Source organism: Stappia albiluteola, assembly GCF_014050225.1.
Lineage (GTDB): Bacteria > Pseudomonadota > Alphaproteobacteria > Rhizobiales > Stappiaceae > Hongsoonwoonella > Hongsoonwoonella albiluteola.
Map to the genome: position 1 here is coordinate 208383 of NZ_JACFXV010000064.1, position 13622 is coordinate 222004.

Annotated in this window: 13 protein-coding genes; 10 read left to right on the forward strand and 3 right to left on the reverse strand. The window is 63.0% G+C overall.

Annotated features, from left to right (window positions below):
• Nucleotides 1-13: 13 nt before the first annotated feature.
• Both lptE and leuS read right to left on the reverse strand, forming a co-directional pair.
• Complete coding sequence (gene lptE / locus H2509_RS17495; RefSeq protein WP_182167689.1) at nucleotides 14-589, reverse strand: LPS assembly lipoprotein LptE; 576 nt, start codon at nucleotides 587-589, stop codon at nucleotides 14-16.
• Nucleotides 576-3185: a leucine--tRNA ligase gene (gene leuS / locus H2509_RS17500; protein WP_182167691.1), complete on the reverse strand. Its 2610-nt coding sequence runs from the start codon at nucleotides 3183-3185 to the stop codon at nucleotides 576-578. The genes lptE and leuS overlap by 14 nt, the downstream gene beginning before the upstream one ends.
• A gap of 238 nt (nucleotides 3186-3423) precedes the next feature.
• On the opposite strand from leuS, the gene H2509_RS17505 reads away from it, so the two are divergent.
• From H2509_RS17505 to rimM, 5 genes are all read left to right on the forward strand, one after another.
• A complete protein-coding gene (locus H2509_RS17505; protein WP_182167693.1) occupies nucleotides 3424-4092 on the forward strand; it encodes a YggS family pyridoxal phosphate-dependent enzyme in 669 nt (222 codons plus the stop codon).
• A gap of 254 nt (nucleotides 4093-4346) precedes the next feature.
• Entirely contained in the window at nucleotides 4347-5876 is a 1530-nt protein-coding gene (gene ffh, locus H2509_RS17510; protein ID WP_182167695.1) for a signal recognition particle protein, read from the forward strand.
• A complete protein-coding gene (locus tag H2509_RS17515) occupies nucleotides 5873-6190 on the forward strand; it encodes a chorismate mutase (protein WP_182167697.1) in 318 nt (105 codons plus the stop codon). The genes ffh and H2509_RS17515 overlap by 4 nt, the downstream gene beginning before the upstream one ends.
• Before the next feature lie 82 nt (nucleotides 6191-6272).
• Nucleotides 6273-6647, forward strand: a complete 375-nt coding sequence (rpsP, locus tag H2509_RS17520; RefSeq protein WP_182167699.1) for a 30S ribosomal protein S16 — start codon at nucleotides 6273-6275, stop codon at nucleotides 6645-6647.
• 96 nt (nucleotides 6648-6743) lie between these two features.
• The gene (rimM, locus tag H2509_RS17525; protein ID WP_182167701.1) at nucleotides 6744-7298 is read left to right on the forward strand and encodes a ribosome maturation factor RimM; all 555 of its coding nucleotides are present in this window, start codon (nucleotides 6744-6746) and stop codon (nucleotides 7296-7298) included.
• Here rimM and H2509_RS17530 read toward each other — a convergent pair.
• The gene (locus H2509_RS17530) at nucleotides 7247-7717 is read right to left on the reverse strand and encodes an antibiotic resistance protein VanZ (protein WP_182167703.1); all 471 of its coding nucleotides are present in this window, start codon (nucleotides 7715-7717) and stop codon (nucleotides 7247-7249) included. The two genes, rimM and H2509_RS17530, sit on opposite strands and share 52 nt — an antisense overlap.
• 145 nt (nucleotides 7718-7862) lie before the next feature.
• On the opposite strand from H2509_RS17530, the gene trmD reads away from it, so the two are divergent.
• From trmD to H2509_RS17555, 5 genes are all read left to right on the forward strand, one after another.
• Entirely contained in the window at nucleotides 7863-8582 is a 720-nt protein-coding gene (gene trmD, locus H2509_RS17535; RefSeq protein WP_182167705.1) for a tRNA (guanosine(37)-N1)-methyltransferase TrmD, read from the forward strand.
• 216 nt (nucleotides 8583-8798) lie between these two features.
• Nucleotides 8799-9281: a 50S ribosomal protein L19 gene (gene rplS / locus H2509_RS17540; RefSeq protein WP_182167708.1), complete on the forward strand. Its 483-nt coding sequence runs from the start codon at nucleotides 8799-8801 to the stop codon at nucleotides 9279-9281.
• 497 nt (nucleotides 9282-9778) lie between these two features.
• On the forward strand, nucleotides 9779-11191 hold the full coding sequence (leuC, locus tag H2509_RS17545) for a 3-isopropylmalate dehydratase large subunit (protein WP_182167710.1): 1413 nt from the start codon (nucleotides 9779-9781) through the stop codon (nucleotides 11189-11191).
• Between the two features lie 343 nt (nucleotides 11192-11534).
• Nucleotides 11535-12092, forward strand: coding sequence for an HNH endonuclease (locus H2509_RS17550; RefSeq protein ID WP_182167712.1), 558 nt, complete (start codon nucleotides 11535-11537; stop codon nucleotides 12090-12092).
• Between the two features lie 142 nt (nucleotides 12093-12234).
• On the forward strand, nucleotides 12235-13611 hold the full coding sequence (locus tag H2509_RS17555) for a TadE/TadG family type IV pilus assembly protein (protein WP_182167714.1): 1377 nt from the start codon (nucleotides 12235-12237) through the stop codon (nucleotides 13609-13611).
• The last annotated feature ends 11 nt before the right edge of the window (nucleotides 13612-13622 follow it).

The window sequence follows — 13622 nt, forward strand, 5'->3', positions numbered from 1 at the left end:
TCCGCCGGTTTGCCTACCCCTGCTGTTCCGCCAGGAAACCGGCGATGCGGGTCTGCACGTCGCCGGCGATGACCTTCGCTGCGCGGTCTTCCGCGTCGCGTTCGGCGCGCAGGTTGGCGAAGCGCTGGCTGGAGAAGTCGTAGCTGGCCGAGGCGAACGACCGGCCCGTCAGAAGGGTCTTGTCCGTCGCATAGTCGGAAAGCACGAAGGAGGCGTTCATCGTCAACGTATAGGAGGCCGGCACGTCGGAAAGCCGCTCCACGCCGACTTCGGACCGCTTGCGGTCGAGGATCACCCGCAGCCGGTAGCGGGGCGCGTCCCCCTCCCCGCCACGGCGGAAGCCGAACAGCAGTTCGTTGCGCAGCAACTGGCCCACCCGCTCCAGATCGGAATCGTCCACCGTGTCGATCAGCGCGATATCGATCGCCGCAAGCTCGCCCTGCACGGGAGCATCGCTGTAGGTTGCGCCCCAGGTGCCGTAGAGCGGCCGCACCTGGCAGCCGCCGAGCAACAGCCCGGCGCCGGCAAGTGCGAGAAGTGCGTGGCGGCGCGTCGGCCCGTTGCGGTTCGATTGATCAGACAACGACATTCACGATCCTCGATGGGACGACGATGATCTTGCGCGGAGGCTTGCCGTCGAGAGCGCGGCTCACGGCGTCGAGCGCCAGAGTAGCCGCTTCGATATCTTCTTTGGAAGCCTCGCGTGGCACGGTGAGGTCGGCGCGCTTCTTGCCGTTCACCTGTACCGGCAGGGTGATTGTGTCCTCGACCAGCAGATCCTGTTCCAGCGCCGGCCATGCGGCGGTGGCGAGCAGGTCCTCATGGCCAAGCACCGACCAGCAGCTTTCCGCCAGATGCGGCGTCATCGGCGCCATCATGCGCACCAGATATTCGGCCGCCTCGCGGATCGCGAAATCCATGCCTGCGGCCCTGTCGCCCGCCGCCAGCGCCTTGCTCAGCGTGTTCACAAGCTCGTAAAGCCGGGCAACCGCGCGGTTGAAGGCAAGCTGCTCGATGTCGTTCGACAGGGCATGCAGCGTCTTGTGCGTGGCACGGCGCAACTCGACCGCCGCCTCGCCGAGATCGTTCGGCCGCGCGGCATCCCGGCTCACGCGCTCGGCGATCTCGCCCACGAGGCGCCAGACGCGCTGCATGAAGCGCCAGGCGCCCTGCACGCCATCCTCGGTCCATTCGACGTCGCGCTCCGGCGGGCTGTCGGACAGCATGAACCAGCGGGCGGTATCGGCGCCGTAGGTCTCGATGATGTCCGTCGGGTCGACCGTGTTCTTTTTCGACTTCGACATCTTCTCGATGGAGCCGATGGTGACCGGCGATCCGTCGGCGACCAGCACCGCATGGCGCACGCCGTCCCGCTCCTCGATGCGTACATCCGCCGGCGATACCCAGCCGCCGTCGGCGCGATAGGTCTCGTGCGTCACCATTCCTTGTGTGAACAGGCCCTGGAACGGCTCGATGACGCCCAGATGCCCGGTCTTCTTCATCGCTCGCGCGAAGAAGCGGGAATAGAGCAGATGCAGGATCGCATGCTCGATGCCGCCGATATACTGGTCGACCGGCAGCCAGGCATCCGCGGCCTCGCGGTCGGTCGGATTGGCGTTCTTCGGGTCGGTGAAGCGCGCGAAATACCAGGACGAGTCGACGAAGGTGTCCATCGTATCGGTTTCGCGCTCCGCCTTCCCGCCGCATTTGGGGCAGGCGACGTGCTTCCAGGTCGCGTGCCGGTCGAGCGGATTGCCAGGCTTGTCGAAATCGATATCGTCCGGCAGGCGCACCGGCAGGTCTTCCGCCGGCACCGGCACCACGTCGCAGGTCGGGCAGTGGATGACCGGGATCGGACAGCCCCAGTAGCGCTGGCGGGAGATGCCCCAGTCGCGCAGGCGGTAGTTCACCTGGCGCTCGGCCTGCGGCTTGCCGCCGAGCGACTGCGCTTCGAGCCTGGACGCCACGGCGTCCTTGGCCTCGGCGACGCTCATGCCGTCCATGAAGGCCGAATTGAAGATCGTGCCGTCGCCGGTATAGGCCTCGTCGCCGACGTTGAAGGTCGCCGGGTCCTCGCCCTGGGGCAGCACGACCGGCGTGACTTTCAGCCCGTATTTGCGGGCGAAGTCGAGGTCGCGCTGGTCATGCGCCGGACAGGCGAAGATCGCACCCGTGCCGTAGCCCATCAGGATGAAGTTGGCGACATAGACCGGCAGCTCGATAGACGGATCAAGCGGATGGCGGACGCGCAGACCCGTGTCGTAACCCTTCTTCTCCGCCGTCTCGATGGCTTCCGCGGAGGTGCCGATCTTCTGGCATTCCTCGATGAAGGCGGCAAGCTTCGGGTCCTTCTCGCCGAGCGCCCGGGAGATCGGATGATCGGGCGACAGGCCCATGAAGGAGGCGCCGAACAGCGTGTCGGGCCGGGTCGTGAAGATCTCGAGCGCGGCTTCGCCGGACGGCGGCGGCGCGATGAATTCGAAGGAGACCTTGAGGCCTTCCGAGCGGCCGATCCAGTTGCGCTGCATCAGGCGCACCTTGTCCGGCCAGCGGTCGAGCGTGTCGATCGCCTCCAGCAGGTCCTCGGAAAAGTCGCTGATGCGGAAGAACCACTGGGTCAGGTCCCGCTGTTCGACCAGCGCGCCCGAGCGCCAGCCGCGCCCGTCGATCACCTGTTCGTTGGCCAGCACGGTCATGTCGACCGGGTCCCAGTTCACCTTGGACTTCTTGCGATAGGCGAGCCCGGCCGCCAGGAAGTCCAGGAACAGCCGCTGCTGCTGGGCATAGTAGTCGACGTCGCAGGTCGCGAATTCCCGGCTCCAGTCGAGCGACAGGCCCATGATCTTGAGCTGGCCGCGCATCGTCGCGATGTTCTGGTAGGTCCAGTCCTTGGGGTGGACCTTGTTCTGCATCGCAGCGTTTTCCGCCGGCATGCCGAAGGCGTCCCAGCCCATCGGATGCAGCACGTTGAAGCCCTGCGCGCGCTTGTAGCGGGCGACCACGTCGCCCATGGCGTAGTTGCGCACGTGGCCCATGTGAATGCGGCCCGACGGATAGGGAAACATCTCGAGCACGTAGTATTTCGGGCGCGGGTCCTCGTTGTGCGTGACAAAGACGCCCTTGTCTTCCCAGATTTCCTGCCAGCGGGCTTCCGCCTCGCGGGCATTGTAACGTTCGCTCGCCATCGATATCGCCGTTTGAGATCCTGTATCGCGCTTTCGCGCGGAAAGCTTCGGCGGGACTGTCACCAGAAATAAGCGCGCCGGTCAACCGACAACAGCGGCTAACGTGGCGTGCGGCCGAAATCGGCGGGACTTGCATTTCAGGCTCCGCCGTCGCATCACCTCGACCGGGGACCGTGCCTTCCAGCGTCCGGCCGGCCGGCAAGCGGGCGCAACAGGACAGAATGAGACAAGACAGGACATGAAAAGCAGCGCTGCAGACAGTCTCGATCGCATTCGGCGTCAGATCGCCGGAGCCGAAGCCGAGACCGGACGGGAGCCCGGTTCGGTCACCCTTGTCGCCGTCTCCAAGACCTTCGACGGCGAGGATATCCGCCCGGTGCTGGAAGCCGGCCAGCGGGTCTTCGGCGAGAACCGGGTCCAGGAAGCGCAGCGCAAGTGGCCCGAGTTGCGCCAGGACTTTCCAGACGTCGAGCTCCATCTGATCGGTCCGCTGCAATCCAACAAGGCGAAGGAAGCGGTCGAACTCTTCGACATCATCCATACGGTGGACCGGGAGAAGATCGCCCGCGCGCTGAAGGCCGAAACGGAGAAGCAGGGCCGGAACCTGCGCTTCTTCATCCAGGTGAATACGGGCGAGGAACCGCAGAAGGCCGGCATCGCGCCGCAGGAAGCGGATGCCTTCATTTCCTTCTGCCGCGACGAACTCGGTCTCCCGGTCGAAGGCCTCATGGCTATCCCCCCGCTCGACGAAGCGCCCGGTCCGCATTTCGCCCTGCTTCAGAAGATCGCCGGGCGCAACGGCCTGAAGGGCCTCTCCATGGGCATGTCCGGCGATTTCGAGACCGCGATCGGCTTCGGCGCCACCCATGTGCGCGTCGGTTCGGCGATCTTCGGCTCCCGGACCTGAACTATCGGCGCATTTCCTTGACATTCCGGGATCGGGCGGCTATCACCCGCCCCAATCCTTGCCGGATGAATGAATGTGATCGGCCGACCGGGCCCCGCGAAGGTATAAAGTGAGCCCGGAGGTTACCACTCGACAGCGCGTTGCGCCCTCGGGTGTCGATCTGCGTTGCGCAGGGCTTTTTAGAGCCGTGCGGTATCCTGTGAGGAGGGTCGGACAGCCCGGCTGGCCGACGAGCGGAAACTGGAAGGAACCTTATGTTTGAAAGCCTTTCCGATCGCCTGAGCGGCATTCTCGACAAGCTCACCAAGCGCGGTGCCTTGTCGGAAGCTGACGTGTCGGAGGCCATGCGCGAGGTCCGCAGGGCGCTGATCGAGGCCGATGTCGCCCTGCCCGTGGTGCGTTCCTTCACCGACAAGGTCCGCAACCGTGCCGTCGGGCACGAAGTACTGAAATCGATCACCCCGGGCCAGCAGGTCGTCAAGATCGTCCACGACCAGCTGGTCGAGATGCTGGGGTCCGAGGCCAAGCCCATCGACCTCGACGCGCCGGCCCCCGTCTGCATCATGATGGTCGGCCTGCAGGGTTCGGGCAAGACGACGACGACCGCGAAGATCGCCCGGCGCCTTGCGACCCGCGACAAGCTGAAGGTCCTGATGGCCTCGCTCGATACGCGGCGTCCGGCCGCCCAGGAGCAGCTCAAGGTTCTCGGCGAGCAGAACGAGATCGAGACGCTGCCGATCATCGCTGGGCAGTCGCCGGTGCAGATCGCCAACCGGGCTATGACCGCGGCCCGCCTCGGCGGTTTCGACGTGGTGGTGCTGGATACGGCCGGTCGTACTCATATCGACGAGCCGCTCATGGTGGAAATGGCGGAAATCCGCCAGTCGGCCAATCCTCATGAAATCCTGCTGGTGGCCGATGCCCTGACCGGTCAGGACGCCGTGAACCTGGCGACCGCCTTCGACGAGCGCGTCGGCATCACCGGCATCGTGCTGACCCGCATGGATGGCGACGGGCGCGGCGGTGCCGCCCTTTCCATGCGCGCCGTCACCGGCAAGCCGATCAAGCTGATCGGTACGGGCGAGAAGGCGGATGCGCTGGAGGATTTCCACCCGTCGCGTATCGCCGACCGCATTCTCGGCATGGGCGACATCGTCTCGCTGGTGGAAAAGGCCGCCCGCGAGATCGACGCCGAAAAGGCGGCCAAGATGGCCGCCAAGCTCAAGAAGGGCAGTTTCGATCTCGAGGATCTGGCCGAGCAGCTGAAGCAGATGGAAAAGCTCGGCGGCATGTCGGGCATCATGGGAATGATGCCGGGCGTCGGCAAGATGAAGAAGCAGATGGATGCCGCCGGCATCGATGACCGCGTCATCAAGCGGCAGGTGGCGATCATCCAGTCGATGACGCCGGCGGAGCGGCGCAAGCCCGATATCCTCAAGGCAAGCCGCAAGAAGCGCATCGCAGCAGGCTCCGGCGTCGACGTCGCCGCCGTGAACCGGCTTTTGAAGATGCACCGCCAGATGGCGGACATGATGAAGCAGATGGGTCAGGGCAAGGGCCTGTTCGGCAAGCTGATGGGCGGCATGCCGAAGGTCTCGCCGGAGGAACTGGAGCAGATGGCCAAGTCCGGCCAGCTTCCCGGCGGTCTCCCGGGCGGCGGCCTGCCCGGCGGGCTGGGTGGATTGCCCGGAGGCCTCGGCGGCGGCTTGCCGAAGGGCATTCCCGGCCTCGGAGGTCCGAATATTCCCGGGCTGCTCGGCATGGGGAAAGGCAAGAAGAAATGACGACGGACGCGGAAACCAGGCTCGGCTCGGAAAGCCCCGCGCTCGTCGAACTGCGCCAGCTGCGCGGTTCGATCGACAATATCGACGCGGCCCTCGTCCACATGCTGGCCGAGCGCTTCAAATGCACCCAGCGCGTCGGCGTCCTGAAGGCGACGCACAACCTGCCTCCCGCTGATCCGGCACGGGAGGAACGGCAGATCGAGCGGCTGCGAAAGCTTGCCCAGGACGCCAATCTCGATCCGGATTTCGCGGAGAAGTTCCTGAATTTCATCGTCAAGGAAGTGATCCGGCATCACGAAGCCATTCGCGGCTGAAGCGTGTTCCGGCCGGGTGGACCATCGGGCCGGAAGGAAATCGCTCGGCAGCGCGAAATCTATCAAACAGGAGAACTACGAAATGGCACTCAAGATCCGTCTCGCTCGCGGTGGCGCGAAGAAGCGGCCTTATTACCGCATTGTCCTGGCCGACGAGCGCTCCCCGCGCGACGGCCGCTTCATCGAGAAGCTGGGCAGCTACGATCCGATGCTGCCGAAGGACAGCGAAAATCGCGTGCAGCTCGATGTCGAGCGCATCCAGCACTGGATCAGCAACGGCGCCCAGCCGACCGACCGCGTCCTCCGCTTCCTCGACGCCGCCGGCGTCCTGAAGCGCGCTCCGCGGAACAACCCGAAGAAGGCCGAGATGGGCGACAAGGCCAAGCAGCGCCTGGAAGAGAAGCGCCAGGCCGCGGAAGATGCGGCCGCGGCTGCCGCCGAGGCCAGCGCGGAATAATCTGCGCGATCACGCGATCGACATGCGCCCGTCCGACGCTTTGTTCCGTCGGGCGGGCGCTTGTGTTCAGGCAATCAGGATCCGACCGGAAGACTCATGGCGGAAGAGAACAAACGGATTGCGATCGGCCGGATCGGCGCGGCGCACGGCATTCGCGGCGAAGTGCGCATCAAGGCCTATAGCGAGGATCCCCTCGCGATTGCCGACTACGGTCCGCTACAAAACGCAGATGGCACGGCAAGCTACGAGATCGTATCGGCCCGCCTGCAGAAATCCATGGTCGTTGCTCGCCTGAAGGGCGTGTCCGATCGGACGGCAGCCGAGAAGCTGAACGGCGTCGAACTCTACATTTCGCGCGATCAGCTGGGCGAGACGGACGACGAGGACGAGTTCTACCACACCGATCTGATCGGTATGGAAGCCTGCGAGGCGGACGGAACTTCGGTCGGCAGGATCATCGCCGTGCCGAATTTCGGCGCGAGCGACCTGCTTGAGATCTCTCCGAAGGGGGCAAAGTCCTTCTACCTGCCATTCACTCTCGATTTCGTTCCCGAAATCGATTTCGACGCCGGCAAGGTGACGGTCGTCATTCCCGCCGGCTATCTGGCGGAAGACGACGCCGACGAGGACGACGGCACGGCCGAAAGCTGAGCTGCGGCCGGCAATTCGATCAGGTCCGCTCCATCCCCTTCGATTGCCATTTCTTCCTCGCTTCGCATCAGGGCAATCATTGCCGCGACGACAAGAACGCCGAGCGAATTTGCCGCGATGTCAAGGACGGATGCCTGATGATGCGGGGTGAGCGCCTGCAGGGCCTCTCCAGCAACGCCGATGGCGAATGCAAGGGCAGCCGACAGCCTGAGCCGGCAGCGCAACAGGGAATGGATCGACAGCGTCAGCAAGCCGTAGAAGGCGATGTGCTGCAGCTTGTCGTAAGGGTGCGCGAGGCCGGAATTGAAGACGAGGCCGAATGCCGCGCCATAGATCGCGAGCGACAAGAAGGGCAGCAGCCGGATCAGCGGGCGGTCGAAGTTTCCGGTCATCATTTTGCGCCCAGCTTCGCGTTTCATGGATGCGAACCTCTGCCTTGCGGCCGGGACGCCGATGCCTTATCGGATCCAATATGCGTTCCATCTGTTAATCAGTTGTATGCAAATCGGCAGAAAGTGACAGCCGATTGCGAGCCTGCCATGCCCCCTGCCCCGGATCGAAGCCATGTCCTTTGCCGCGACCGTCTTGACGCTCTATCCGGAAATGTTCCCAGGTCCGCTGGCGGCAAGCCTGTCCGGCCGCGCGCTGGAAAAAGGCATCTGGTCGCTGGAGCGCGTGCAGATCCGCGATTTCGCGCATGATCGTCATCGCTCGGTCGACGACACGCCCGCCGGCGGCGGAGCCGGCATGGTGCTGCGCCCGGACGTCCTGGCGGAAGCGATCGACAGCACGGCGAGTGAAGGCGATGCGCGTCCGCGCATCCTTCTGTCGCCGCGCGGTCGCCCGATGACGCAGGCTTTTGTGCGCGATCTCGCGAAGGGACCCGGCGCGGTGCTCATCTGCGGCCGTTTCGAGGGCGTCGACGAGCGGGTGATCGAGGCGCGCGGCCTGACGGAAGTGTCCATCGGCGACTATATCCTGTCGGGCGGCGAACTGGGGGCGATGGTGCTGCTTGATGCCGTGGTCCGTCTTTTGCCGGGCGTAATGGGCAACCAGGAAAGCGGCGAGGCGGAGAGTTTCGAGACCGGGCTTCTGGAGCATCCGCAATATACCCGCCCGCAGCATTTCGAGGGTCGGGGCATCCCGGAGGTACTGACCTCGGGCGATCACGGCCGCGTCGCAGCCTGGCGGAGAGCCGAAGCCGAGCGGATCACGCGCAAAAGGCGCCCCGATCTCTATGCGCTCTATGAGGCCGGCCACCGGCCGGGCAAAGGCGAAAGCTGACTTTTTCGCCAATTAGTGCATGACAAAGCAGCGCCGTTCATGTATCACGCCCGGCGAAACGGGTTCGGGCAAGGACCGCGTGCGCTTTTTGCGTGCGTCTCCCACGCCTGTCCCCTGGAATTCGGCAATAGCCATAAACGAGCGGTGAATTCGTCCCCCGGGGCTCGATCGCGGGCGGACGCTCTGACCGATTGAAAAATCGAGAAGGTAAGTGCCATGAACATCATCGATCAGATCAACGCCGGCGAAATGGCTAAAGTCGAATCGCTGCGCAAGATGCCGGAATTCTCGCCGGGCGACACGGTTCGCGTGAACGTCAAGGTGACGGAAGGCAACCGTACGCGTACGCAGGCCTATGAAGGCGTCTGCATTGCCCGCTCCGGCGCAGGCTTCAACGAGAATTTCACCGTCCGCAAGATCTCCTATGGCGAAGGCGTGGAGCGCGTGTTCCCGATCTTCTCGCCGCAGATTGAGAGCGTCGAGGTGGTTCGTCGCGGCAAGGTTCGCCGCGCGAAGCTTTATTACCTCCGCGATCGCCGCGGCAAGTCGGCCCGTATCGTCGAGGCCAGCAACATGCGCGCACGCCGCCTGAACGAGGAAGTGAAGGTCGAGCTGGCCGCTGCCAAGGCTGCCGCTGAGGCCGAAAAGCAGGCCGCCAAGGACGCTGCGGCCGCCGCTGCCGAGACCGCTGCGGAATAAGCCGAGCCCGCAAGGCCTGGCATATACGGTCATTCCTGAAAGCGGCTCCGGGTTCCCGGGGCCGCTTTTGTCTATCGGGCCACACCGGCGGGGTTGACCTGAAACCCTGTTTTGCCCATTGAATCCTCTCCCGCCCGCGGCTGGGGCGAAAGACGACTGAAAACGGGTTCGGCAGGCAAATGACCGCGAAGGGCACAGATATCGGAAGGATAGCGCCCGGCATTCACGCCGCATGGTGCGTCTGTCCTGTCGTGCTGCAGGACCGCAAGCGTCTGCCCTGGAGGTTTCATGCCCGGCTGAGCGTCGCGACCGGCATGCTGCAGGGTTGAACGGTTCGGCGCCATGGCCGGCGCGCCTCCCCCAAGGCCGGCCTTGCTCTGTTTCCCGGAAGCGGCACGCAGCGGATGCGACAGGCCCGTTTCCATATCTGACGAAGACATCGGCTTTCCGACCCGCAGTTTTCCGCAGATGGTCGGCAAAGCCTGAGGAGGGCCGAAATGAGCCAGAAGAAGACCCTTTACGACAAGATCTGGGACGATCACGTCGTCGATACGCAGGAAGACGGTACCTGTCTTCTCTATATCGACCGCCATCTCGTCCATGAAGTGACGAGCCCCCAGGCTTTCGAGGGGTTGCGGATCGCGGGCCGCCCCGTCCGTCAGCCGGCGCGGACCCTGGCCGTCGTCGACCATAACGTGCCGACGACCGACCGCAGCCACGGGATCGACGATCCCGAAAGTGCGCTGCAGGTCGACACCCTCGCAAGGAACGCCGCGGAATTCGGTATCGAATATTACAACGAGACCGACCCCCGCCAGGGCATCGTCCATATCGTCGGGCCTGAACAGGGCTTCACCCTGCCGGGCATGACGATCGTCTGCGGCGACAGCCACACGTCGACCCACGGGGCATTCGGCGCGCTGGCGCATGGCATTGGCACGTCGGAAGTGGAGCATGTGCTCGCCACCCAGACGCTGATCCAGAAGAAAGCGAAGAACATGCTGGTCCAGGTCGACGGCCAGCTCCCCGAAGGCGTGACCGCCAAGGACATCATCCTTGCCATCATCGGCGAAATCGGCACGGCAGGCGGCACCGGCCACGTGATCGAGTATGCCGGCGAGGCGATCCGTTCGCTGTCCGTGGAAGGCCGCATGACGGTCTGCAACATGTCCATCGAAGGCGGCGCGCGCGCCGGCCTGATCGCGCCGGATGAGAAGACCTTCGCCTATCTCGAAGGGCGGCCGAAGGCGCCGAAAGGCGATGCCTGGGAGAAGGCCAAGGCCTATTGGAGCCGCCTCTACACCGACGAGGGCGCCCATTTCGACAAGGTGATCAAGCTCGATGCGGCGAACCTGCCGCCGATCGTCACTTGGGGATCGTCGCCCGAGGACGTCATTTCTGTCACCGGCGTCGTGCCGAACCCGGATGACATTCGCGATGAAAACCGGCGTGCCTCGAAGTGGCGCGCGCTCGACTACATGGGCCTGACGCCGGGCACCAGGATCACCGACATCCGCCTCGACCGCGTCTTCATCGGCTCGTGCACCAACGGCCGCATCGAGGATCTGCGCGAAGCCGCGAAGATGGTCGAGGGTCGGAAAGTTGCGGACTGGGTCGACGCCATGGTCGTACCGGGCTCCGGCCTTGTAAAGGAACAGGCGGAAGCCGAAGGCCTCGACAAGATCTTCCGGGCGGCCGGCTTCGACTGGCGGGAGCCGGGCTGCTCCATGTGCCTTGCCATGAATGCCGACAAGCTGAAGCCCGGCGAACGCTGCGCATCGACCTCGAACCGCAATTTCGAGGGCCGCCAGGGCTTCAAGGGCCGCACGCACCTTGTGTCGCCGGCAATGGCGGCTGCCGCCGCGATCGCGGGTCACTTCGTCGACGTTCGCGAGTGGCCGAAAGCCTGAACGCGGAAACATGCCAGGAAGGAGGGGGCCGGAGCGCGTGTCGTTCCGGCCCTTTTTTCGTTGCCCGGTGATTCGCGTCGCCTCATGTCGGCGCGGTAGATCCGCGCGCGTCAGGCTGACGCAGTTTGACAGCAACCTTGCGGCCTGTCGCTTGGTAAGCTCAAGAATTCAACATTAACAATAGCTTGCTTGATGGTTTCGCCAGGAGTGAAACCATGCGGCAAATGCATTGTCGCATGACTTACCGCTTCACAAGACTGTCATGGTCGCTCTACAATATGCGCGCAACTCATGAAGGTGGATCCCATGATCGGGCCTTCGAACCGGCATGAGGAGCTTGGCATTGAACGTAGCGGTTTCCCCGGGCGCCCATCCTGCCCTGGTACTGAATGCGGATTACAGGCCGCTGAGCTACTATCCGCTGTCGCTTTGGTCGTGGCAGGACGCCGTCAAGGCCGTCTTCCTCGACAGGGTGAATATTGTCGCCGAATATGACGTCTGCGTCCGAAGTCCCAGCTTTGAATTTCGCCTCCCAAGCGTCGTTTCCCTGAAAAGCTTCATCAAACCCTCCAGACACCCGGCATTCACGCGTTTCAACGTCTTCCTGCGCGACAGGTTCCAGTGCCAGTATTGCGGCATACGCGACGACCTGACCTTCGATCACCTGATCCCGCGCTCGAAAGGCGGACAAACCACCTGGCAGAACGTCATCACTGCCTGCTCGCCGTGCAATCTGCGCAAGGCCAACAAGTCCTGCCGGGATATCAACATGTGGCCGATGCAGATGCCTTTCGCACCGACTGTGCAGGACCTGCACAACAACGGCAGGTTGTTCCCGCCCAACTATTTACATGATAGCTGGCTAGATTTTCTCTATTGGGATACCGAGCTGGAGCCCTGATATACGCGACTTTATACTGTTGAATTAACACAATGATAACTATCAAATAAGGAATTAGAGTAAAGGTGACAAACTTAATTCTCTGAAAATCGTTTTGACGCGACAATAGCGGACAGTAAATCAATCTTCGGGATTGAAAATCATGTCTGCCAAAGTCAGGTCTACGCTACTTTCGCTGCTAAGGCGCCTTGTTGGCGATCGAAACGGCAGTATCGCCATTCTTGCGGGATTGACGATCATACTTCTGTTCATGGCGGCGGGGGCGGCCATCGATTTCGGCCGCGCCATTTCGGTGCGATCGGCAATCGGCCGGGCTCTGGACGCCTCGACCCTCGCGGGTGCCCGCCTGCTTTCGACGAGCCTTGCGACCCAGGCGCAGGTGGAGAAGGAAGTCTCCGACTACTTCGATGCGAATATAGCCAGCCTGGGGTTCTCGGATGTCGAACTGAGCGAGTTGCATGTACAGATCGATCCAGCAAACGGCAAGCTTGTCGTCGATGGTTCGGCGGATGTGCCGACCTATTTCATCCGCATTGCCGGTATTCAAACCCTGACGGTCGGGACGTTGGCGGAGTCCACTTACTCTTCCTTTGACGTCGAAGTCTCCATGGTTCTCGACCTCTCCGGTTCGATGAGGAGTTATGTCGGCGACCTGAAGACCGCAGTCACCTCCCTGCTGAATATTCTGCTTCCCACCGACAAGGAACCGAGCGAAAGCAAGGTGCGCATCGCCCTGGTGCCCTACGCGCAGGGTGTTCGTCTGAGCACCACAAATGCGAACAAGATCACGGACAACTACGTAAACACGTCCGGCTGCGTCACTGAGCGGGATGGCCCGAACAAATACACGGATGCCTACTATTCGACCGACAATGACGGCAAATACGATGTCGGCGAGTTCGGCGGCGGCTCCCAGCAGAGCAAGAGCGGCAGCAAGTGCCCATCGACCTTGCTACAGCCATTGACCGAGGATCGCGCCAAGCTCGATCAGATCGTGAGCAACATGGCTGTCGCCACTTATACGGCCGGCCATACCGGCATCAATTGGGGCTGGTTCACACTGTCACCGAATTGGTCGTCGCTTTTTTCCGGCAGCAGCGCTCCGGCAAGCTATGAAGACGACGATACACTGAAGTTTGCCATCCTGATGACGGATGGTGTCTTCAACACATCATATTCCTGGAAAACGAATGCCTGCGATCAGTACGGCAGTGCCGCTGGTTATTATACGTACCCGAAATACGACTGTTGGGCGGAAGCGATCGAAAGCGACGATTCCGCAATTGCGGGCCCGACCAGGGCAAAGGCGCTCTGCGACGGGATGAAAGCGAAGGGTATCAAGATCTACTCGATCGCGTTCAACCTCAACGAAACGACCTCGGGCAAGAAGGCCAAGGACACGATGAAATATTGTTCGTCCGGTATCGGCTACTTCTTCGATGCACAGTCGACCGCGCAGCTGATCGCCGCCTTCACGACCATCGCCAACAAGATCCAGTCGATCTTCCTGTCCCTGTAGTCCCTGTAGGC

Coding starts and splice junctions, on each gene's coding strand:
- rpsP (WP_182167699.1), top strand. CDS start 6,273: ATGGCACTCAAGATCCGTCTCGCTCGCGGTGGCGCGAAGAAGCGGCCT.
- rplS (WP_182167708.1), top strand. CDS start 8,799: ATGAACATCATCGATCAGATCAACGCCGGCGAAATGGCTAAAGTCGAA.
- ffh (WP_182167695.1), top strand. CDS start 4,347: ATGTTTGAAAGCCTTTCCGATCGCCTGAGCGGCATTCTCGACAAGCTC.
- trmD (WP_182167705.1), top strand. CDS start 7,863: ATGTCCTTTGCCGCGACCGTCTTGACGCTCTATCCGGAAATGTTCCCA.
- H2509_RS17515 (WP_182167697.1), top strand. CDS start 5,873: ATGACGACGGACGCGGAAACCAGGCTCGGCTCGGAAAGCCCCGCGCTC.
- lptE (WP_182167689.1), bottom strand. CDS start 589: ATGTCGTTGTCTGATCAATCGAACCGCAACGGGCCGACGCGCCGCCAC.
- leuC (WP_182167710.1), top strand. CDS start 9,779: ATGAGCCAGAAGAAGACCCTTTACGACAAGATCTGGGACGATCACGTC.
- H2509_RS17505 (WP_182167693.1), top strand. CDS start 3,424: ATGAAAAGCAGCGCTGCAGACAGTCTCGATCGCATTCGGCGTCAGATC.
- H2509_RS17530 (WP_182167703.1), bottom strand. CDS start 7,717: ATGAAACGCGAAGCTGGGCGCAAAATGATGACCGGAAACTTCGACCGC.
- rimM (WP_182167701.1), top strand. CDS start 6,744: ATGGCGGAAGAGAACAAACGGATTGCGATCGGCCGGATCGGCGCGGCG.
- leuS (WP_182167691.1), bottom strand. CDS start 3,185: ATGGCGAGCGAACGTTACAATGCCCGCGAGGCGGAAGCCCGCTGGCAG.
- H2509_RS17555 (WP_182167714.1), top strand. CDS start 12,235: ATGTCTGCCAAAGTCAGGTCTACGCTACTTTCGCTGCTAAGGCGCCTT.